Source organism: Sporosarcina gallistercoris, assembly GCF_014836415.1.
GTDB classification, from domain to species: domain Bacteria; phylum Bacillota; class Bacilli; order Bacillales_A; family Planococcaceae; genus Sporosarcina; species Sporosarcina gallistercoris.
Window position 1 is genome coordinate 462,809 of record NZ_JACSQY010000001.1, and the last position, 21,255, is coordinate 484,063.

General features: G+C 45.8%; 20 protein-coding genes. 1 reads left to right on the plus strand and 19 read right to left on the minus strand.

What is annotated here, in order from left to right; genetic code table 11:
• Positions 1-10: 10 nt before the first annotated feature.
• The 9 genes from pknB to gmk form a co-directional block, all read right to left on the minus strand.
• Positions 11-1,990 carry a Stk1 family PASTA domain-containing Ser/Thr kinase gene (gene pknB / locus H9659_RS02355; RefSeq protein ID WP_191688329.1) on the minus strand — a complete coding sequence of 660 codons (1,980 nt, stop codon included), beginning with the start codon at positions 1,988-1,990 and terminating at the stop codon, positions 11-13.
• On the minus strand, positions 1,987-2,745 hold the full coding sequence (locus H9659_RS02360; RefSeq protein ID WP_191688330.1) for a Stp1/IreP family PP2C-type Ser/Thr phosphatase: 759 nt from the start codon (positions 2,743-2,745) through the stop codon (positions 1,987-1,989). The genes pknB and H9659_RS02360 overlap by 4 nt, the downstream gene beginning before the upstream one ends.
• Before the next feature lie 27 nt (positions 2,746-2,772).
• Positions 2,773-4,131, minus strand: coding sequence for a 16S rRNA (cytosine(967)-C(5))-methyltransferase RsmB (gene rsmB, locus H9659_RS02365; RefSeq protein WP_191688331.1), 1,359 nt, complete (start codon positions 4,129-4,131; stop codon positions 2,773-2,775).
• Positions 4,128-5,069 (minus strand): methionyl-tRNA formyltransferase, encoded by a 942-nt coding sequence (gene fmt / locus H9659_RS02370; protein WP_191688332.1) that lies wholly within the window; start codon positions 5,067-5,069, stop codon positions 4,128-4,130. Before fmt ends, rsmB begins: the two co-directional genes overlap by 4 nt.
• Complete coding sequence (def, locus tag H9659_RS02375) at positions 5,062-5,583, minus strand: peptide deformylase (RefSeq protein WP_191688333.1); 522 nt, start codon at positions 5,581-5,583, stop codon at positions 5,062-5,064. Before def ends, fmt begins: the two co-directional genes overlap by 8 nt.
• Before the next feature lie 26 nt (positions 5,584-5,609).
• The gene (gene priA / locus H9659_RS02380; RefSeq protein WP_191688334.1) at positions 5,610-8,021 is read right to left on the minus strand and encodes a primosomal protein N'; all 2,412 of its coding nucleotides are present in this window, start codon (positions 8,019-8,021) and stop codon (positions 5,610-5,612) included.
• The gene (coaBC, locus tag H9659_RS02385) at positions 8,018-9,226 is read right to left on the minus strand and encodes a bifunctional phosphopantothenoylcysteine decarboxylase/phosphopantothenate--cysteine ligase CoaBC (protein WP_191688527.1); all 1,209 of its coding nucleotides are present in this window, start codon (positions 9,224-9,226) and stop codon (positions 8,018-8,020) included. The genes priA and coaBC overlap by 4 nt, the downstream gene beginning before the upstream one ends.
• A gap of 88 nt (positions 9,227-9,314) precedes the next feature.
• Entirely contained in the window at positions 9,315-9,539 is a 225-nt protein-coding gene (gene rpoZ, locus H9659_RS02390) for a DNA-directed RNA polymerase subunit omega (protein ID WP_191688335.1), read from the minus strand.
• Between the two features lie 4 nt (positions 9,540-9,543).
• Complete coding sequence (gene gmk, locus H9659_RS02395) at positions 9,544-10,161, minus strand: guanylate kinase (protein WP_191688336.1); 618 nt, start codon at positions 10,159-10,161, stop codon at positions 9,544-9,546.
• 136 nt (positions 10,162-10,297) lie between these two features.
• Between gmk and H9659_RS02400 the strand changes: the two genes are divergently transcribed.
• Entirely contained in the window at positions 10,298-11,989 is a 1,692-nt protein-coding gene (locus tag H9659_RS02400; RefSeq protein ID WP_191688337.1) for an Rqc2 family fibronectin-binding protein, read from the plus strand.
• 350 nt (positions 11,990-12,339) lie between these two features.
• Here the strand turns inward: H9659_RS02400 and pyrE are convergent, their stop codons facing one another.
• The 10 genes from pyrE to lspA all read right to left on the minus strand — a co-directional run bounded on the left by pyrE (position 12,340) and on the right by lspA (position 21,249).
• A complete protein-coding gene (gene pyrE / locus H9659_RS02405) occupies positions 12,340-12,969 on the minus strand; it encodes an orotate phosphoribosyltransferase (RefSeq protein ID WP_191688338.1) in 630 nt (209 codons plus the stop codon).
• A complete protein-coding gene (gene pyrF / locus H9659_RS02410; RefSeq protein WP_191688339.1) occupies positions 12,969-13,682 on the minus strand; it encodes an orotidine-5'-phosphate decarboxylase in 714 nt (237 codons plus the stop codon). Before pyrF ends, pyrE begins: the two co-directional genes overlap by 1 nt.
• Positions 13,679-14,593: a dihydroorotate dehydrogenase gene (locus tag H9659_RS02415; RefSeq protein WP_191688340.1), complete on the minus strand. Its 915-nt coding sequence runs from the start codon at positions 14,591-14,593 to the stop codon at positions 13,679-13,681. Before H9659_RS02415 ends, pyrF begins: the two co-directional genes overlap by 4 nt.
• Positions 14,590-15,366, minus strand: a complete 777-nt coding sequence (locus H9659_RS02420; RefSeq protein WP_191688341.1) for a dihydroorotate dehydrogenase electron transfer subunit — start codon at positions 15,364-15,366, stop codon at positions 14,590-14,592. The genes H9659_RS02415 and H9659_RS02420 overlap by 4 nt, the downstream gene beginning before the upstream one ends.
• Positions 15,367-15,405: 39 nt before the next feature.
• Positions 15,406-16,680: a dihydroorotase gene (locus tag H9659_RS02425; RefSeq protein WP_191688342.1), complete on the minus strand. Its 1,275-nt coding sequence runs from the start codon at positions 16,678-16,680 to the stop codon at positions 15,406-15,408.
• Positions 16,646-17,557, minus strand: coding sequence for an aspartate carbamoyltransferase catalytic subunit (locus H9659_RS02430; RefSeq protein WP_191688343.1), 912 nt, complete (start codon positions 17,555-17,557; stop codon positions 16,646-16,648). Before H9659_RS02430 ends, H9659_RS02425 begins: the two co-directional genes overlap by 35 nt.
• A 149-nt stretch (positions 17,558-17,706) precedes the next feature.
• The gene (locus H9659_RS02435) at positions 17,707-19,020 is read right to left on the minus strand and encodes a uracil-xanthine permease family protein (protein WP_191688344.1); all 1,314 of its coding nucleotides are present in this window, start codon (positions 19,018-19,020) and stop codon (positions 17,707-17,709) included.
• A 25-nt stretch (positions 19,021-19,045) separates the two neighbouring features.
• Positions 19,046-19,588 carry a bifunctional pyr operon transcriptional regulator/uracil phosphoribosyltransferase PyrR gene (gene pyrR / locus H9659_RS02440; RefSeq protein WP_191688345.1) on the minus strand — a complete coding sequence of 181 codons (543 nt, stop codon included), beginning with the start codon at positions 19,586-19,588 and terminating at the stop codon, positions 19,046-19,048.
• Between the two features lie 267 nt (positions 19,589-19,855).
• Positions 19,856-20,770: an RluA family pseudouridine synthase gene (locus H9659_RS02445; RefSeq protein WP_191688346.1), complete on the minus strand. Its 915-nt coding sequence runs from the start codon at positions 20,768-20,770 to the stop codon at positions 19,856-19,858.
• Positions 20,770-21,249 (minus strand): signal peptidase II, encoded by a 480-nt coding sequence (lspA, locus tag H9659_RS02450; protein ID WP_191688347.1) that lies wholly within the window; start codon positions 21,247-21,249, stop codon positions 20,770-20,772. The genes H9659_RS02445 and lspA overlap by 1 nt, the downstream gene beginning before the upstream one ends.
• Positions 21,250-21,255: the final 6 nt, after the last annotated feature.

The window sequence follows — 21,255 nt, forward strand, 5'->3', positions numbered from 1 at the left end:
ATCCCCATCCTTATTGAATATCTTTGTAGTCGAACGTCTTTTCTTCGATGATTGTTGTTCCTCGGAGGATTTTATAACCGCCTCGTTGACCTTCTTCCAGTTCTACTGTAATTTGCTCCTCAGCGTCCTCAGTTATGTCAAATTCCTTGATAGGATCGGTCATGGAATTTTCGCGGTCTTGGATGTAGATGCGAACAGTTTGAGGAACTCTATCTTCTTCCCCATCACCAGAAGAACCATCGTCTTCCATCACTTCATAAGGTATCTTGACACGCTTCACAAAAAGTTTAACACGCTTTTGAGCTGGACCTTTTGATATCGTCACATTAACTTCAGATCCGATAGGCAACGACTGGCCGGCAGTAGGTTCCTGTTTCATAACTTGCCCTGCGGGAATCGTATCCGAATTCCTCTTTTTCACAACTGTAATATTGAAACCTGAAGAACGTGCGTACCGAGTCAACTGATCATCCGTATAGCCAATCAAACTTTCCAAAGTTCTCGTCTCTTGACCTTTACTTACTGTGAAAATCACATCCGTTTCACTTGGAACAACTTCTGAATCCGGATCAGGGTCTTGGCTCAAGATGGTTCCTTTAGGTTGATCATCATAGACTTCTTCTGGTTTAATCGACTTGAATTTATAAGGTTCCAGACGTTCTTTGATGGAATCATAGTCTCTTCCTATATAGTCGCTAAACGTCGTTGTCTCTTTTCCCGTACTGATGTATAACTTGACTGCGCTTCCTTTATCGCGTTCTTTGTTCGCTTCAGGAATGGTCCGGAAAACTTCCCCTTTTTCATACTCCTCGGAAGGTTGAGGTACTTTGTCGTCAATAACAAACCCTTTTTCTTCCAGGAGTGCGATTGCATCTGCTTCGTCTTTCCCCAATACGTCAGGGACAGCCACTTGTTGGTCAAACACACCTGTGAGATACAGTACAGCGATTGCAGCAGCGATCAAAATCGCTAGACTTGCAACAATCGGCCATTTTTTACGTTTTTTCTTTTTTTGGACCGGCTCTTGTTTCACGGGATCTGGCTCTATCCGAACCGGCTCCATTTTCACTGTTTGTTCAGAATCGAGTAAGTTCGGTGCATCTTTAATGATGGGAAGGGCGCGTGTCTCATCCTCATCAAACGGGATGACGAACTTTGGCTCATCTGCACGCGATGGATCGAGAACTGTCAGCAGATCATCATACATCGCATCTGCTGATACGTACCGATGTCTTGCGTCTTTTGCCGTTGCTTTTAATATGACATTTTCCACACATTGCGGAATCGAAGGGAAATCTGCCCTCACCGAAGGGGTTTCTTCTTGCAGATGCTTAAGCGCAATCGCCACTGCAGATTCTGCTGAGAATGGCAGCTTCCCTGTCAGTAATTCATAAAAGACGATCCCTAACGAGTAAATATCAGATTTCTTCGTTGCCATCCCGCCTCTTGCTTGTTCAGGCGAAAGGTAATGGACGGTACCGAGTACGGAATTCGTTTTCGTGTGGGAGGTTGCTGTAAGCGCCATCGCGATTCCGAAATCTGTAATCTTCACGTCCCCGTCTTCATCCATCAATATATTTTGAGGCTTCACATCACGATGAATAATTCCATTGTGATGGGCATTCGAAATGGCTGAAACGAGCTGCAGCATGATGGGAATCGCTTTTTCAGGTTCAAGTGGGCCATTCTCCAAAATGAAGCGCTTCAATGTCAGACCCTTCACATACTCCATCACTAGGTAGTGAAGCTCATCTTCTTCGCCCACATCAAAGATATTGACGATGTTCGCATGGGTCAAACTGGTAGCAGAAAGCGCTTCACGCTGAAATCGGCGCTTCAATTCTTCTTCGTTTGCAAAATCATAATTCAGAACTTTAATCGCGACATCCCGATTCAAAATCACGTCATGCGCTACGTATACTTTAGACATCCCGCCTTCACCGATTGTGCCGATGATATCATAGCGGTCTCCAATTCGATTACCGATCATACGGCACCAGCTCCAAGGTCGGAGGAGGCAAGCAATACCGCAGTAATGTTGTCCTCCCCACCTCTTGTGTTAGCCAGATCAATCAGTTGAATCACTTTATCGTCAAGAGTGTTTTCAGTGACTATGATTTCCCTCATTACTTCCGCTTCTACTTTGTTACTTAGACCATCTGTGCACAATAACAGATAGTCTCCTTTTGTTAAAGGTACATGATAGAATTCCGGTTCGATATCCCGTTCAGAACCGACAGCCCGCATAATCCAATTTCGCTGTGGGTGTACTTCAGCCTCTTCTTCCGTAATTTCACCACTTGCCAGAAGTGCATTTACGTAGGAATGGTCTTTAGTCAGCTGAGTGATCGTCTCGGAAGTAATTGTATAGACCCTGCTATCTCCAACATGTGCAATGTAACAATTTCCTTCTGCAATGACTGCAGCTTCAAGCGTCGTTCCCATTCCTTCGTGTTCAGGAGACGATTGCGCCTTCTCAAAAATCAACTGGTTCACTTTACGAATCATGGAATCGAGCCATGCATTCCATGATTCCTTAGATTCAGGCATCGTTGCGTTCAGCTCATTGAAATGTTCTCCCATTAGGCGTACCGCCATGGCACTTGCGACATCACCGCTTCGATGACCACCCATGCCGTCAGCAATGACAGCGAGCGCGTAGCCGTTATCCCGTACAAATACAGCAGCTTGGTCTTCGTTGAACGTACGTTTCCTGCCTATGTCCGTTCGTACACTGAAATGCATTGCGCTTCCCCCATCCCTGTACGTGTTTTAGTCAATACTCGCTGGTTTTTGCAACGTCGCTGCAAAGAATCCATCACTGCCGAAGTGTTGTGGTAAGACTTGCAGCATTCCATTAGGTGTCGCAAGTCCTGCTTGTTCGAAAAACTCCGGAACTAGTTTTACAGCTTCAGGATGACGTTCTAAAAATTGAAGAACCACCCCGTCATTTTCGGTTTTATCGACAGTACAAGTGCTATAGACAATTTTACCGCCCGGCTTGACGAGTGACCAAGCTGTTTCCAGTAGCTCCGATTGGATTTTTGTCAGTGATTCAAGATCCGCTTCGGTTTTGTTGTACTTGATTTCAGGCTTTCTGCGAATCACACCGAGTCCGCTGCATGGAGCATCCACTAAAATCCGGTCGAATGTGTCCGGTTCATACGTATAGTTCAGTTCACGGCTATCCCCGCTTGAAGTCCAAATTGACTTGAGTCCCAACCTCTCCGCATTTTCTTCGATCAGCTCAAGCTTATGCTCATGCAGATCGTGCGCATGCACTTCCCCTGTATCTCCTAAGTGTTCAGCAATTTGTGTCGTTTTTCCGCCAGGTGCTGCACACATATCGAGTACTTTCATTCCCGGATGGACATCCAATGCGTAAACTGGAAGCATGGAACTCTCATCTTGAACAGTGAGCCAGCCTTTTGTGTACGTATATGTGTTAGCGATATTTCCCGAGTGACAATAAACCGCTTCAGGCACCACTTTACCCATTTCAACTTTCGCGCCTTCACTTTTCAATTGGTGCAACGCTTTTTCAATAGTTGTTTGTACAGTATTGATGCGGGCAGTGTTCGTAGGGGGCACATTATTCGCATGTGCCATCTCAGCTGTATCCTCCATGCCGTATTGGTCAATCCAACGACGGATGAGCCATTCAGGGTGACTCGTTTCAAGTGCTAGTCGTTTGATTTCGTCCGTCTCTTCTTCAATAGAACGGACGCCTTGGCGCAATACCGAACGTAAAACACCGTTCACGAGTCCTGTAGTCCCTTTATGTCCACGCCGCTTGGCAATTTCCACTGCTTCATTGACCGCTGCATGTGGCGGGATTTTAGTTAAGTAAACAATTTGATAGAGTGACATGCGCAGCAGTTCACGTACCCAGTCATCCAGTTTCCCTTTGATAAAAGGCTGCAGATAATAGTCCAATGTAAGACGATGCTGTAACGTACCATATGTCAAATTCGTCAATAACGGCTTATCTTGATCTTTAATGGCATACGTTTTCATCGTACGTGTCAGCAGTAAATTACTGTATGCTTGGTTACGACTGACTTCTAACAGGATGGAAAGCGCCGCATCGCGGACGTTTCCTCTCCATATGTCTTTCTTCTTTGCTGTCATAGGAACAGATCTCCTTTTTTCCACTGGCTACCTGATCCGTTCAAAAAGACTGTTGCAGTCATGCGTTTTTTCCCGGAAGGCTGTAACTCAGTTATTGCAATCGCTGTGTCATCACCTGTTTTGACGAGAATGCGATCCTTCGTTAACTCGATGATTTCGCCTGGCTCGCCTTTCTTTACAACTGGTACCGCTTCCGTCTTCCAAATTTTCACGTTTTCACCATCAAATGTCGTATAAGCTGTCGGCCACGGTGTAAGCCCTCTTACTTGGTTATGGATATCCGTTCCTGTACGTGCCCAGTCGATCCTCTCCTGTTCGCGAGAGATGTTTTTCGCGAATGTTACAAGTGCTTCATCTTGTGGTATACGTGCATTTGTTCCTTCCAGAATAGAAGGCAATGTCTCTTTCAACAACTTTTCACCAATGAGTGATAACTTTTCAAACATCGTGCCTGTATCATCCGTTGATAAGATAGGGGTTGTCGCTTGTGAAATGATGTCACCAGCATCGAGTTTTTCCACCATGTACATAATCGTGACACCGGTTTCGGTACATCCGTCCATAATAGCTTGATGGATGGGCGCTCCACCGCGATAAGCTGGAAGCAAGGAAGCATGGACGTTAATGCATCCCAATCTCGGAACATCCAACAACTCTTTCGGCAAAATCTGGCCAAACGCTGCTGTAACGATCAAATCCGGAGCGAGTGCTTTTATCTCTTCCAATTCAGCGGAACCTCTCAATTTTTCGGGCTGGATGACAGGAAGTCCAAGACGCAATGCTTCCGCTTTTACAGGAGGCGGCGTCAATACACGCTTACGTCCAACCGGTCTGTCAGGTTGAGTGACAACCCCAACAATTGAATAGCCTTCTTCATGAAGCATTCTTAAAATCGGGGCCGAAAAATCAGGTGTCCCCATAAATAAAAGCTTATTCAATCCCTTCACCTTCCTTCTCAAGTTGAACAAGTTCCTCGTCCAATTCCTCAAATTCCGATGCATCGACAATCCGGCTGATTTTCGTGTTGAACAAAATGCCGTCCAGATGATCGATCTCATGCATAATTGCACGTGCTTCAAAGCTTTCCGCTTCCAGTTCGTAAAGGGAACCATCTCGTTCCTGTGCTTCCACCCGGACAAAGAAAGGACGCTTTACTTCACCATATAAATCCGGGAAGCTGAGACATCCTTCCAAGTCTACATCTTCCCCGCCAATCGCAGTAATGACTGGATTGATCAGTTCAATCGGAGGATCTCCTTCACCTATATCCACAATGGCAGCACGGATGGAATGTCCGACTTGCGGCGCAGCGATCCCTACACCATCTGCAGCAATCATCGTTTCCATCATATCGTCCAACAACCGATGTAAGTCCCGGTCGAATTTCGTCACTTCTTTTGTTTTTGTTTCTAATATTTCAGCTGGATATTTAACAATTTCTAGTACAGTCAAACAAATTCCTCTTTTCAGATCGTTATTCAATAGATAACGACAGGTGATTTATCAACAGATAGCAACAATCCGTCTTTTATCCAATCTGTTCGGTAAAAGCGGATGAGCGCTTGCAGCGTCTCTGTCAATTTCGGTTCTTTTTTGTATTTTATCAAACATTGATAGCGATATCTATTATTCACCCGACTGATAGCAGAAGCTGTAGGACCGATAATGACGCTTTCAGGACTTAACCCTTCCGCTAAAAACCGAGCGGCTTTGTCTGCATACCCGACTACTTTCATTAAGTCTTCATGGCTGAATTGAATATTGACGATATAGAAAAATGGCGGATAGCCAAACTGCTTCCGGGAAGTCATTTCCATATGATAGAAAGGCTCATATACTTGGGCTTTCGCAAGCTCAATCGCGTAATGTTCAGGAGTGTACGTTTGAACGAAAACCTCCCCTTCCAAATCATGGCGCCCCGCTCTGCCGCTCACTTGTGTCAGCAATTGGAAAGTTTTTTCCGCCGCTCTGAAATCTGCCAAATGGAGGGTCGTATCCGCCGCTAAAACACCAACTAGCGTGATATTCGGGAAATCGAGCCCTTTGGCAATCATTTGGGTTCCAAGCAAAATGTCTGCTTGTCCTTCACTGAATTTCTGAAGCAGGCGGGCATGGGACCCTTTTTTGCGGGTCGTGTCGACATCCATCCGGAGGACCCGTGCTTCCGGGAAGAGTTTAGTGATTTCTTCTTCCGCTTTTTGGGTACCCGTTCCAAAAAAACGGATGTGTTCACTTTCGCATTCCGGACAGACGTGTGGCACTCGTTCTTCATGACCGCAGTAATGACATTTTAAACTCTCCGACGCCCTATGATACGTCAATGAAATATCACAGTTAGGACATTGAATTGTCGTTCCGCAATCCCGGCATAAAACAAACGAAGAGAATCCGCGTTTGTTTAAAAACAATACTGTCTGTTGCCCTTTGTCCAATCGATCCCGGACCGCTTCCGCTAATGGGACGGAAAACATCGATCGGTTTCCGTCTTTCAGCTCTGCTCGCATATCGACAATAGTGACGTTCGGCAGTGCTTGGTCTTTTGCACGAGTAGGCAATTCGAGTAGACGGTAAACTTCTTTCGATGTGCGCGCATAGGATTCAAGTGCCGGGGTAGCACTCCCGAGAATAACAGGGCAATGATTGAATTGCGCTCGCCAAATCGCGACATCCCGAGCATGATAGCGTGGAGAATCTTCCTGTTTATAAGTGGACTCATGCTCTTCATCGAGAATAATGATCCCTAGTTTTTCAAACGGAGCAAAAATAGCGGAACGTGCTCCAACGACCACTTTCACTTGTTTTCTATGAATTTTACGCCACTCATCATATTTTTCACCTGCAGAGAGGGCGCTATGCATGACTGCGACTTGGTCGCCGAAACGGTCTTTGAATCTGGAAGTCATTTGGGGCGTCAGCGAAATTTCCGGCACAAGCACAATTGCTTCTTGACCGGATGATAACACCTCATCAATCGTACGCAAGTAGACTTCGGTCTTACCGCTTCCTGTGATTCCATGTAATAGGAACGTCGTGTCAGAACCTGATCGGAATGCATCAAGTACTTCATCCACTGCATGTTGCTGATGGCTCGTAAGCTGTTTTGGAATGGCAGTATCCCGTAATTCGAAAGCTTCCGGTTCCCGATACACTTCCGTCTTTCTTTCTTGTGCAGCCCCTTTTTCGATGATTGTCTTCAAAACGGTGGACGATACACCGGATTCAGCAATCAGTTTCCCCGCTTCAATCGATTGACCTGCGTGCTCGATCATCCACTCAAGCAAGATACGCTGTTTTACCGCTTGTTTGCTCACTGACGCTAGCAGCAGATGTAATTCTTCTGATTCGGCAATATGGATCATCCGGACCTTTTTCACTGCCGTTTGTTGTTTAACGAGTGTATCCACTCGGACTGCACCACTATCCACGTAATTTTTCAGCTGTTTCAACAGCTCTTTCGTATCCGCTAACTTGAGTGGAATCCGATCTCTGCCGCGCAACATGTTCGCGAATTCGGTGTCTGTGATGGCATCCGGATCCTCTACTTGGATGAATTTCTCGTACTTTGCACGCATAGCTGCTGGTAACATGACTTGAAGAGCTTCTATACGATAGGCGAGTGTATCGGTCGCAAGCCACTCCGATAGTTCGAGTAATTCCGGAGATAGGATCGGCTCAAAATCGATGAGTTCGTCTAATGGTTTTAACTTACTGATGTCCACGTCACTTTCTTGTTTTAAAGCGATTACATAGCCCACTACTTTCCGCGGACCAAATGGGACTTTTACGCGCATCCCTGGTTCAACGAATCCAGCAAACAGCTCAGGGATCTTATAGTCAAATGGACGATCTATCGGGTATGCTGCGACGTCCACGATCACTTCGGCGATCATAGGGAATCTTGTCCTTCTTGAACAATAGTTGTCAGCAGTTTTTTTGCAAGCTCCTTTTTCTCCATAGCTGGGAACGGAATCTCAACACCTGCCCGGGAGATTAATGTAACAACGTTGACATCACTCCCGAAGCCACCTGACGGGTTCGTAACATCATTGACAATAATCCAATCGAGATTTTTCGATTCCAACTTACCTTTTCCATATGTAAGGGCATCTGTCGTTTCCGCTGCAAATCCGATAAGCTGTTGTGTAGTTTTCCTCTCGCCTAACGTTTTCAAAATATCGGTTGTCCGTTCCAACTCCAACGATGCGGCCCCTTCTTTTTTCTTCATTTTTTGGTCATGGAATGTTTTTGGCCGATAATCTGCCACCGCCGCAGATTTCACGACGTAATCAGCATCTGTGTAATGATCTAAAACAGCTTCAAGCATTTCAGATGCACTTTCAACACGGATAAGTTTTACGCCCAATGGCGGATCAAGTGCAACAGGTCCTGAAATAAGAGTTGTTTCAGCACCTAGTTCGATGGCAGCTTGAGCCATCGCATACCCCATCTTACCGCTTGAGAAATTTGAAATATACCGGACCGGATCAATGCGTTCCAATGTCGGACCTGCTGTTACAACAACCTTTTTTCCAGTAAGCGGGAGTTGCGGTTTTTCATTGAAAAAAGAATGGACTAATTCCACAATGCGCTCAGGCTCTTCCAGTCTCCCTTTTCCAACATACCCACATGCTAAAAAGCCTTCGGAAGGTTCGATGAATCGTACACCGTCCCGATACAGACGATCGATATTCCGAAGAACCGCTGGATGCTCATACATATGGACATTCATCGCAGGAGCGACCCAAATAGGAGCTGTCGCTGCAAGTAAGAGTGTAGACGCCATATCATCTGCAATGCCATTTGCTAATTTCCCGATGAAATTCGCAGTAGTCGGAGCTACAATGATGAGATCAGCCCAATCCGCAAGGTCGATATGCGCGATGACCGACGAGTCTTTTTCGTCGAACGTATCGAAATAGACGTCATTCCTCGACATCACTTGAAACGATAATGGCTGAACAAATTCCATAGCAGAGCGGGTCATTACCACTTTCACCTGCGCCCCGGATTGACTCAACTTACTAACCAGTGCTACCGCTTTGTAGACAGCAATGCCACCCGTCACACAAAGTAAAACTTTTTTGTTGGCTAACACCATCTTCATCCTCCCCGAAAATGACAAACTCCCAAAGAAAGTACTTTTTCTAAGGGAGCCTCCATATGTGTATTCAACTCAAGTACGTTTAAATTTCGTCCTCGTAGACAACGGAAGCGTCCGTCTTGCGTTTGTGAAGCATGCCAGCCGCTACTTCTTCAAGTGCTTTCCCGACATTCTTATGGGATGTGTAGGAAACCAGTTGTTCATCTTTCTTCTCTTGCATTTCGCGGGCTCTTTTTGCAGCGATTGAAACAAGTGTGTACTTTGAATCGATTTTCTCTTTTAGTGAATCAACAGATGGATATAACATTGTTTTATTCCCCTTCCAACATAGCTAAATAACGTTCTTCCACACGTTCTCTACGGCAATGCTCAGCCATAACAATTGCATTGATGCGATCACATGCTTTCGTCACCTCATCATTTTCCACAACATAATCATATAAGTCCATCATCTCCAACTCATCGCGCGCTTTTGCGACACGTGATGCGATGACTTCAAGAACTTCTGTCCCTCGTCCGACAAGCCGTTGCTCTAAATGCGAAAGGCTTGGCGGAGCTAAGAAGATGAATAGACCGTCCGGCATTTTTTCCCGTACTTGTGCAGCACCGACCACTTCGATCTCCAAGAAGACATCTCTTCCCGAATCGAGTGTCTCGTTGACATAGTCAAGTGGTGTCCCGTAATAGTTTCCGACATACTCCGCATGTTCAAGAAGTTTCCCTTCTTCAATCAGTGCCTCAAACACTTCACGCGTACGGAAAAAATAATCGACGCCATCCACTTCGCCTTCTCTTGGCTGACGTGTCGTCATCGATATCGAATATTCATAATTGGTGTCCGGAGACGCAAAAAGCTCTTTCCGGACAGTTCCTTTTCCGACTCCCGATGGGCCGGAAAGAACAATCAAAAGTCCTCGTTGTTTAAACATGCAATCCCTCTTCTAATGTAGTCTCTCCATTCAAATCAGCCCTAATCCAGTTCGATCCGAAGTTTGTATTCGTATTATACCATATGTTTGGCGTGTAGTGCTAAAATGGAGGAAACGAAAAGAAAGAGGAATTCACATGGCATTTGACGGGTTATTTACAACCGCGATGAAACGCGAACTACAGATGATGGAAAGCGGGCGGATCACAAAGATCCACCAACCGAACGCACAAGAAACCGTATTCATCATCCGTGCAGGCGGTCAAAACCGAAAATTACTTTTTTCGGTACATCCTTCCTATGCACGCGTACAATTTACAGAGGAAACGATTCAGAACCCTAAAGAACCTCCAATGTTTTGCATGACGCTTCGAAAACACTTGGAAGGGGGAACAATTACAGCAGTCGAACAACTAGGAACCGACCGGATTTTGAAGTTTACGATCCGTTCGAAAAATGAAATTGGAGACGATATGGAACGCGCGATCATTTTTGAGATTATGGGCCGTCACAGTAACTTCTTATTGATTGATCCGGAACGCGAAATGATCATCGATAGTATGAAACACTTGCCACCTAGCGTGAACAGCTATCGGACAATCATGCCTGGTCAACCTTATATTCCGGCTCCTCCTCAAGATAAGCGGGATCCTTTTACTCTCACACAAGAAGTTTTTGAACAATTGCTTCCGACGTTTGATACGCCTAAAGCGGTCGTTCAGGAGCTGTCAGGGTTTTCGCCCGGTCATGCTGAAGAACTGCTGTATCGACTCACTCATTCATCAGAACAATCCGCATTTCAAACCTATCAATCTTTCGTTCAGATATTTTCAGAGGGACCATTCCATCCGAATACGGTTGAAAAAGACGGCAAGTTATTATTTTCTGCAGCTGAGCTGACGTTTACACAAGAATCCGAGATTGTGTATCCGACATTAGGTGAGTTGCTCGACAAAGTGTATTTTGCTCGTGCAGTGAGAGAACGAGTGAAAGCGCAGGCAGCGGATTTGGAGCGGTGGCTGGATAACGAAATAGCGAAATTGAAATTGAAGGTTCAAAAACTGGAAAAAGAACGTAATGATGCGGGACGTCTTGATACGTTCCAACTTTACGGCGAACTTCTTACAGCGAACAGTTATGCCATTGAGAAAGGGCAAAAAGAAGCCGTTGTGGATAACTATTACGAGCAAGGCACGACTGTCACGATTCAGCTCGATCCGCGGAAATCCGTAATCGATAATGCACAACGCTATTTTTCCAAATATACGAAAGCAAAAAATGCATTAATTCAGCTGGCAAGTCAATTGGAAAAGGCACACGAAGACATCGAGTACTTTGAAATGGTGAAACAGCAAGTCATGCAAGCATCTACCGATGATATCGATGAAATCCGTGACGAACTTGCAGAACTCGGTTTCATGAAAGCTCGGAAAGGTAAGAAGAAAGTGAAGCCGAAGAAGCCAATGCCTGAATCCTATCAGTCGACCGATGGTGTGAAAATTTCTGTAGGGAAAAACAACCGGCAGAATGATTGGCTGACTTCGAAGCTAGCCGCACGCAATCACATTTGGCTCCATACAAAAGATATTCCAGGATCACACGTTGTGATCCACGACGCGGAGCCTAGCGACGCAACGATACAAGAAGCTGCCACACTCGCGGCTTACTTCAGCAAGGCTCGCGGCTCTGCTTCTGTTCCTGTCGATTTCACTGAAGTGCGACACGTGAAAAAGCCCAATGGTTCGAAACCCGGGTTTGTCATTTATTTTGAGCAGAAGACGATTTTTGTTACGCCTGATGAAGACATCGTACGAAAATTGAAAGCTTGAATTGAACCAGTAAGGCTACACGCCTTGCTGGTTTTCTTATTTCACTGGGCGAGTGCTCATAAATACTCCAATTCGCTCATAAACTTGAGAAAATGATCATAAATCGTCGAAAACGCTCATAAATCACAAATTATGATCATAAAACCCATTTTGTGCTCATAAACACAAAAAAGTGATCATAAGACGACAAAATCGCTCATAAAACATTCAGCGCTGCCAAGAACCTCGAAGATTCATCGGAAAACTACAGACAACACCACATTGCATCACCAAACGACATCCGACGAATGCTGTCGAAAAAATATCTCCACAAAAAAAGAAGCACAGCGTAAAACGCCAGCTTCTGTCATTTATTGCAACGTTCCTGATTTTAATTTTTGGTGCCAGTCTAGGAGTGAGGCAACGGATTCTTCTCGGATAGCTCCGGAGCGGGTAGCCACTTCAGCGAGTGCATTGAAATCCGTGAGACTTGTATACGATAAGCCAGCCTGTTCAAATGCATGATCTGCACTTTCCAATCCATATGTAAAGATGGAGACGACGCCTTCTACTTGAACGCCCGCTTCTTTTAACGCATCTGCCGCTGTCAAACTGCTGCCGCCCGTAGAGATTAAATCTTCTACAATGATCGCACGGTCTTCCGGCTTCAATTTACCTTCGATCTGCTTGCTGCGTCCATGACCTTTCGCTTTCGAGCGGACATAGACCATCGGCAATCCTAAAATATCCGCAATCCATGCTGCGTGTGGAATTCCCGCTGTTGCAGTCCCAGCAATCACAGTTGTATCAGGGTAATTAGCTTTGATGGATGCCGCCATTCCTTCTGCGATCCGTCGTCTTCCGCCTGGGTCGGACATGATGAGGCGGTTGTCACAATAGATAGGTGATTGAATTCCTGAAGCCCACGTGAAAGGCTCATCTGGACTAAGTGTCACAGCACCAACGTGCAATAGAATTTTTGCGATTTCCTGTTTTGTCATTATTCACTCAGTCCTTTCCACTGCCGTGCAATTTCCTCGTATGCTGCTAACGGATCTGCAGCCCCTATAATCGAGCGACCCACTACAATATGTGTCGACCCCATTCTTTTCGCTTCCGCAGGTGTCGCGATTCTTTTCTGATCATGTGCTGCGTCATTTGCAAGACGAATTCCCGGAGTCACTTTCAAAAACTCGCGTCCACATGCCTCAGCAATTGAATGAGCCTCTAAAACGGAACATACTACGCCATCCAACTTTGAAGATTGAGCAAGTTTTGCGTAGTGAAGAACTGAATCGTTCAACGAAGTTTGAATGAGTTGCTCCCGCTGCATCTGCTCTTCCGTTGTCGATGTCAACTGAGTGACTGCAATAATGGATGGTCGCTTCATCCCCGTTGCCGTTCCTTTATCCAATCCTTCAAGCGCCGCTTCCATCATGAACGAACCGCCTGCTGCATGTACATTCACTAAATCTGCACCAACTGATGCAAGTGATGTCATCGCTGATTTCACCGTATTCGGGATATCATGTAATTTCAAGTCCAGGAACACGTCGAACCCTTGCTCTTTTAGACGATACACAATACTCGGACCTTCCTTATAAAAAAGTTGCATGCCTACTTTGACAAATGTACCGCTGTCAAACGGTTTTAAAAAGGACAATGCGGCTTCTTGATGTTCGAAATCCAATGCTATGATTGGGGAGGTGTTCATACCGCATGGCTCCTTCCGATTAACTCTGTAATAGTTTCAAGTCCTAATTCATCCAGCATTGTTGGCAAAGCTTGAATAATCTCCGGACAAACGAATGGATTGACAAAATTTGCTGTACCGACTGCTACTGCACTTGCTCCCGCAGATAAAAAGTCGATGACATCGTCTGCATCAGCAACTCCGCCCATTCCGATGATCGGTATATTGACCGCTTTACTCACTTCATAGACCATTCGGATGGCAACCGGTTTCACTGCTGGTCCCGAAAGTCCACCTGTTCCGTTCGCTATGACCGGCTTTCCTGTTTTCCGGTCAAGGCGCATGCCGACTAATGTGTTGATCATCGTAATCCCATCAGCTCCAGCATCCTCCACCGCTTTCGCAATCACTGTAATGTCAGACACATTTGGTGATAATTTAACATATACCGGAACACTCGATACCGCCTTTACAGCTGAAGTCAACTCCGCTGCAAGTTGTGGATCTGTTCCGAAGGCAATCCCGCCACACTTGACGTTTGGACACGAAATATTCAATTCCAGCGCGTTGACGTTGGGTGCTTTAGAAATCGCCTCTGCCACTTGAACATAATCTTCCGTTTCAGAGCCTGCCACGTTTGCGATAATTGGAACGTCATGTTGTGCAAGTCGTGTCAACTCTTCTGTCATTACCCGCTCCAAACCTGGATTTTGAAGTCCTATAGCATTCAACATCCCAGCAGCCGTTTCCGCTACACGGGGAGTTGGATTGCCAAAACGCGTTTCCAGCGTCGTTGCTTTAATCATTATTGCCCCAAGCTGTGACAAATCGTACAAATTTCCGTACTCTTTTCCAAACCCGAAACATCCTGATGCAGGCATGATCGGATTTTTAAGGGATAAACCGGGTAATTCAACAGCTAATCGGTTCATATCGCCACCACCCCCGCTGGAAATACAGGTCCATCCGAACAAACTTTGACATAAGGCATGTCTTGTCCGGCTTGTGTTTCACATACACATGCGAAGCAGGCACCGATTCCACACCCCATACGCTGCTCGAAAGAAAGGAATCCTTGGTGTTCTGGAAATGCTTGTTGCACTGCATGAAGCATCGGTGTCGGACCACATGTGTAATACGTCGTGAAGTCAACTGGATTTTTTGCGAGCGAATCCGTGACAAACCCCCGCTCACCTGAACTGCCATCTACAGTCACAATTCGTGTGTCTCCAAGAGCAGCAAATTCTTCTTCATAAAAAACAGCATTAGCGGATTGAAATCCTAGAATATGTACACAACGGACTCCTTTTGCAGTCAATTCTTTTGATAGCTGGTACAACGGTGGCACACCAATCCCTCCTCCTATCAGAAGGGCGGTCTCCCCTTGTCCGGAATTGTCTGCTGAGAAACCGTTTCCGAGCGGTCCAAGTACATCCACTTCGTCTCCAACTTGTTTCGCAGCCAGTAGCTGTGTACCTCGTCCTTCCGCCCGGAAGATCAGCGTCATCCGTTGCTGTCTTTTGTCATAAGAAGCGATTGAGATAGGTCTTCTTAATAACGGTTCAAATGTATCGGATACACGTATATGAACAAATTGACCGGGTGAGGCAATCTCGTTCACGAGATTCCCTTCAAGTACCATTTCAATAATATTATCGGCGAGTTGACGTGTTGCGCATATAGCCATTCTGTTCTGCACAATCATGCAAGAACCCCCTTCTAATTCTCTCGATCGTTCCGGTCCTCATTTCTGTTCTGAAAAGACTGGTTCTCCTGCGAACAATGTCAGAACTGGCCATCCCGTACAAGTCACTCCTGCAAACGGTGTGTTTTTGCCTTTTGATAAAAACGTAGTTGGATCGATTGCCTGCTCCGTCGTCAAATCGAGCACAACAAGATCAGCTGGAGCACCTTCTTCAATCGAACCATACGGAAGGTCAAACACGTCACATGGTTTTTTCGTAAACCACTCGACAAGTTGTTTCAACGACCAGTCACCATTTTTCACAAAGTGTGTATAAAGTAACGGAAAGGCTGTTTCGAATCCAGTGATGCCGAATGGCGCTTTCTTGAACCCTGCAGCCTTTTCTTCTGCACTATGGGGAGCGTGATCCGTTGCGATGAAGTCAAGCGTACCGTCTAGCAGCCCTTCACGTAATGCAGCCAAATCCTCGTTTCCTCTTAAAGGCGGATTCATCTTCCAAACAGCATCATCTTCTGGAATATCGTGTTCTGTGAGCAATAAATGATGAGGTGTCACTTCAGCTGTTACACGCACACCCGCACGTTTTGCATCACGGATTACGCGAACGGATTCTTTTGTACTGACGTGACAGACATGATAATGGGCACCCGCAGCTTCAGCAAGCAGGATATCCCGTGCGATATGAACCGATTCTGCAACAGACGGAATTCCCGGAAGGCCAAGTTCCTTATTGCGGATTCCTTCGTGCATCGCGCCACCATAAATTAGCGTATTATCTTCACAGTGAGCAACGACTGCCATGTTCAGCTTTGCAGCGTCTTGCATCGTCTCAAGCATCATCCCTGCTTCTTGGATTCCAACGCCATCATCCGTAAACGCAAAAGCTCCATGCTCTTTCAACTCCGCCAGGTTCGTGCGCTCTTTCCCGGCTTCACGGATTGTAATCGAAGCATAGGGCAGTACGCGAATAACTGCATTTTTTTCGATTAACGCGTTCACATGTTCGATATTTTTAATCGTATCCGGTACTGGCCGCGTATTCGGCATTGCACAGATCGTCGTGTAACCGCCTTTCGCAGCAGCTTTCGTTCCACTTTCAATCGTTTCCTTATGCTCGCCTCCCGGCTCACGTAAGTGTACATGTACATCGACAAATCCAGGTGCTAGGCAAGAACCGTTACCTTCAATCACTTCAGCTCCATTCACCTCTAAATTTCGTCCGATTTCTGCAATTTTGCCATCTTGAATTCGTACATCCTTTAACTCTTGTGACGTTTCGTCATATAGCCAAATATTTCGGAGCAGCTTGTGCATGAACATTTCCCCCTCTTAAAATCATATCCATCGCAGCGGCACGGATGTAAACTCCATTTTCAACCGCTTCATATACTCTTAGCTTTGGATGAGTAGTCAATGATTCTGCAATCTCCACTCCCCAGTTGATCGGTGCAGGATGCATGATAATCGCATCTTCTTTCATCATCGCTGCACGTTCAGCAGTCAATCCGTATTGTGCGTGATACTCCTCTTTTGTAAAGCTCATCTCTTCGTTGTGACGCTCATGCTGAACACGCAGCAGCATGACGACATCTGCTTGTTCAATTACATCATCCCAGCTTGTAACTGTTTCATAATCCCCGGACCATTCATCCGGACAGAGGTATTGCACGTTTGCACCTAGTTTTTGTAATGCTTCAGCGTTCGATGCAGCAACCCTGCTGTGTGATAAATCTCCAGCAATGACCACATTTAGCCCTTCGAAGTAGCCGAACTCCTCTTTGATAGTAAACAGGTCCAATAAGGATTGGCTTGGATGTTGGCCTGTACCGTCCCCACCGTTAAATACCGGAATTTTAATGCCTTCAAGCTGCTTGTAATACTCTTTTTCAGGGTGCCGGATGACCACTGCATTTACACCAAGTGCTTCTAGCGTTCTAACCGTATCGAAAAGAGTTTCCCCTTTCGTCGTACTCGAATGGCCTGGATCGAATTGGATGATTTCCAGTCCTAATTTTCGTTCCGCAATCTCGAAGCTAAGTTTTGTGCGTGTACTTGGCTCAAAAAACAAGTTGCTCACTAAATATTTCCCGGGCAATTCCCGAATTCCATGACGCTTCAAGTACTCCGCGTAATTCAGGATCTCCATAATATTCTCTTCGTTAAATTGTTTCATCGTAAGTAAGTTATCCATTTTTTCGTCCTCCTCTTAGGTAGGGGAAGGTTTAAAAAAAGCCTTCCCAGCATATAGGAAGGCCATTTATGTATGCAGGTCCGTTATACGGTCCCTGTCACATAAACCTTTCCTTGTCTCTCTGTACAATGTTAAAAGGTCTAACGTATTCAGTTTTCCTTATCCACAAGCAATGGTTCCTCTTGGACATCAGCCAATGTGTTCTTTTCACGACCCGGAAGCACAAGATTTAGCACGACACCAACGATTGCAGCTAATGCCATTCCTTCGATGTGGAAGGTTTCGCTGAAGTTGATGGACGCACCGCCGATTCCAATGACGAGAATGACAGATGTAATGACGAGATTCCGCTGCTTATCAAAGTCCACTTGATGATCGACGAGCATGCGCAATCCGGATGAAGCGATAATCCCGAAGAGCAAGATTGAAATTCCACCAAGCACAGCTGTGGGTATAGTTGCAATCAGTGCCATTACTTTCCCCATGAAGGAGAATAAGATTGCGAACACTGCAGCTCCAACGATGACATAGACACTGTATACTCGTGTAATTGCCATGACCCCTATATTCTCGCCGTAAGTCGTTTTCGGAGGTCCTCCAAGCAATCCGCTTATGAGTGTACCGAGCCCGTCACCTAGCAACGACCGATTCAACCCAGGGTCCTGGATGAAATCACGGTCCACTACTTTTCCAAGTACAAGCTGGTGACCGATATGCTCTGAAATCGTCACAATCGCAATGGGAACCATGACGAACAACAGAGTGGGAGTAACAACGAAGTCATAGTCGATTCCTGGTATCAGGAACTCAGGAACTGCAAACCACTTTGCTTCAAGCACCGGCTGGAAGTTTAAAATACCGATGGCTGCTGAGTAAAGGTAGCCTATGATTATTCCGATCAACACCGGCATCAGACTGATGACCCCTCTGAAAAACATGAGGCAGATGATTGCCGCCGCCAATGTGACGAGCGCTGCTGAGAAGTGAAGCAGACTATAAGTTGACACTCCGTCAACATCAATACGGCTGGCCATCCCAACGGCTGTCGGTGCAACCGCAAGCCCGATCACCATGATCACCGGCCCCACAACGACTGGCGGTAGAATGTTCATGATCCAATGATGTCCAGTCTTCCAAATGACAAGGGATACAATCGCGTAGACGAGAGCTACAAACATACTTCCAATCATCGCACTTCCAATTCCGCCCGTTTCTGTCGCGACTTGGATCGGGACGATGAAAGCGAAGGAAGAGCCGAGATAAGCCGGCACCTTACCTTGTGTTACGACGACAAAGATGAGCGTTGCGATACCACTCGTAAGTAATGCAATCGCCGGACTAAGACCAACGAGCTGCGGCACAAGAATTGTTGCCCCGAACATCGCGAACATGTGCTGGAGACTTAATGCAAGCCATTTTCCACTTGCTGGTTTTTCATGTATATCCAATACTTTTTCTGCCATTTTAAGTGCCTCCAAGCGGTTTCATTTATCGGGAGTGAATGGTGACGCTATCTTCCGAATCTGTTTCAACCAAGTTCACAACTACTTTTTCTTCACTTGAAGTCGGGATATTCTTCCCGACGAAATCGGGCCGGATTGGCAGTTCACGATGTCCTCGGTCTACGAGGACTCCCAGTTGGATGGAAGAAGGTCTTCCCAGGTCCATAACGGCGTCCATTGCTGCACGGACTGTACGGCCGGTGTAGAGGACATCATCGATTAACACAACTTTTTCATCTGCTAAGCTGTAGTTGATGTCTACCTGTTTGACGAGCGGCTCTTTGTTTTCGTATTTCAGTCCAAGATCGTCTCTGTACAGTGAGATATCCAGTTCGCCTATACGGATTGGTTTGCCTTCAATTTTTTCAATCTTTTCTGCTAGTCGGTTCGCTAAAAAGGCTCCCCTTGTTTTGATACCAACTAGGATACAATGATCGATGCCTTTGTTCCGTTCAATGATTTCGTGTGCGATACGCGTCAGTGCTCGGTTAATCGCACTTTCATCCAAGATATTCGCTTTTTCTGCCATATCCAACGCCTCCTTTATATTTTGAGTACGGCTTTATCCATAGTTTTCCCGCTAAGTCCGAATACTTTCTTCCAAAACATGCTCCAACCAAAAAACCTTCCGGCCGTCTTTCGGGCAGGAAGGTTTGCGTGCGTGAATATAATCCAGCAGTCAACGCCCGCAAGCGCGACTTCTGAACAACGTGCATCCTTCCCAACCTCTCTGGATTGGCGTTAAAGGTTCGCTATGAAGTTTCTACAACAAGCATACAGGCTGGAATACTTCACGTCAACCTTTTTTAGCTTTCATTTCATTCAGCAACTGTTCGAAGTCTTCCGGCAATGGCGCTGTAAATTCCATATACTCTTCTGTTACTGGATGTACAAATCCTAATGTACCGGCATGAAGGACTTGACCGTCATACTCGATCGTTTTTTTCGGCCCATATTTCGGATCTCCCGCTAGCGGATGACCGATATATTTCATATGGACACGGATCTGATGCGTTCTTCCTGTCTCCAAACGGCACTCGACAAGTGTAAAGTCCCCGAATCGCTCCAGTACTTTAAAGTGAGTCACCGCATGCTTGCCTGTATTTTCGACTGACATGCTTTGACGATCTTTTTGGTTTCTTCCGATAGGTGCATCGATTGTTCCATTATCGTGCGGAATATGCCCGTGAACAAGTGCTGTATAAACGCGTGTTACAGATTTCTCCACTAGCTGATTGACAAGGGACGTATGGGCTTTATCATTTTTAGCGACCATGAGTAACCCTGACGTATCTTTATCGATACGGTGTACAATCCCTGGTCTCATGATTCCATTGATGCCGGACAAGTCTGTGCAATGATGCATCAGTCCATTCACGAGCGTTCCCGTCGTGTGTCCAGGTGCCGGATGAACCACCATCCCGCTTCTCTTGTTGACAACTAGGACATCGCTGTCTTCATAGACAATTTCAAGATTCAAATCTTCTGCTGGAATATTAAGTTCTTCCGGCTCCGGCTCATCAACTGTAAGTGTATCTCCAGCTTTCACCTTATAATTCGGTTTCACGGTACTACCGTTCACTAAGACAATTCCGTCTTTCACCCATTGCTGAATAAGAGTCCGGGACCAGTCTGCATTTACAGATGCTAGAGCTTTGTCAATCCGCTCCCCTGCTGTCGTTTCTTCAATTACATATTGAAACTGTTCCATTATGCCACCTTATCTTTCTTGTTCTTTTTTTCTTCTAAAATCATATGAAGGATTACGAGAACAACCCCGGCTGTCAAAGCTGCATCTGCTACATTGAATATCGGAAAATCATAGTTCATGACCGGGATAAGTACGCTGACAAAGTCGACCACTTCACCCCTTATCATCCGGTCAATAAAATTTCCGATAGCGCCTCCAAGCAATAGCATCAGACTCCATGCAAATAACGGTTCGTTCTTTCCTTCTTTTTGAAAATAGTAAACGATGCCGCCTACAACGACAATCGTAACAATTGCAAACAACCACATTTGACCTTCCAGCATCCCCCACGCCGCACCGCGATTCCGGTGAGACAACAAGCCAAGATACGGTTCGATCAAAGGAATTCGTTCTCCGATTTCCATATTAGTAGCGACCAACCATTTTGTCAGCTGATCGACCAAAATAACAAGCGCCGCAATACCATAATAAATGAACAACCCGGT

What these genes read in the sequence shown, in the direction of transcription:
- H9659_RS02420 (WP_191688341.1), bottom strand. Translation starts at nt 15,366, where the DNA reads ATGATTGTGCAGAACAGAATGGCTATATGCGCAACACGTCAACTCGCC.
- pyrR (WP_191688345.1), bottom strand. Translation starts at nt 19,588, where the DNA reads ATGGCAGAAAAAGCGAATATCTTGGATGAAAGTGCGATTAACCGAGCA.
- pyrF (WP_191688339.1), bottom strand. Translation starts at nt 13,682, where the DNA reads ATGAACACCTCCCCAATCATAGCATTGGATTTCGAACATCAAGAAGCC.
- H9659_RS02435 (WP_191688344.1), bottom strand. Translation starts at nt 19,020, where the DNA reads ATGGCAGAAAAAGTATTGGATATACATGAAAAACCAGCAAGTGGAAAA.
- pyrE (WP_191688338.1), bottom strand. Translation starts at nt 12,969, where the DNA reads ATGACAAAACAGGAAATCGCAAAAATTCTATTGCACGTTGGTGCTGTG.
- H9659_RS02415 (WP_191688340.1), bottom strand. Translation starts at nt 14,593, where the DNA reads ATGAACCGATTAGCTGTTGAATTACCCGGTTTATCCCTTAAAAATCCG.
- H9659_RS02425 (WP_191688342.1), bottom strand. Translation starts at nt 16,680, where the DNA reads ATGCACAAGCTGCTCCGAAATATTTGGCTATATGACGAAACGTCACAA.
- priA (WP_191688334.1), bottom strand. Translation starts at nt 8,021, where the DNA reads ATGATCGCCGAAGTGATCGTGGACGTCGCAGCATACCCGATAGATCGT.
- H9659_RS02360 (WP_191688330.1), bottom strand. Translation starts at nt 2,745, where the DNA reads ATGCATTTCAGTGTACGAACGGACATAGGCAGGAAACGTACGTTCAAC.
- rpoZ (WP_191688335.1), bottom strand. Translation starts at nt 9,539, where the DNA reads ATGTTATATCCATCTGTTGATTCACTAAAAGAGAAAATCGATTCAAAG.
- rsmB (WP_191688331.1), bottom strand. Translation starts at nt 4,131, where the DNA reads ATGACAGCAAAGAAGAAAGACATATGGAGAGGAAACGTCCGCGATGCG.
- H9659_RS02430 (WP_191688343.1), bottom strand. Translation starts at nt 17,557, where the DNA reads ATGGATAACTTACTTACGATGAAACAATTTAACGAAGAGAATATTATG.
- pknB (WP_191688329.1), bottom strand. Translation starts at nt 1,990, where the DNA reads ATGATCGGTAATCGAATTGGAGACCGCTATGATATCATCGGCACAATC.
- H9659_RS02400 (WP_191688337.1), top strand. Translation starts at nt 10,298, where the DNA reads ATGGCATTTGACGGGTTATTTACAACCGCGATGAAACGCGAACTACAG.
- gmk (WP_191688336.1), bottom strand. Translation starts at nt 10,161, where the DNA reads ATGTTTAAACAACGAGGACTTTTGATTGTTCTTTCCGGCCCATCGGGA.
- H9659_RS02445 (WP_191688346.1), bottom strand. Translation starts at nt 20,770, where the DNA reads ATGGAACAGTTTCAATATGTAATTGAAGAAACGACAGCAGGGGAGCGG.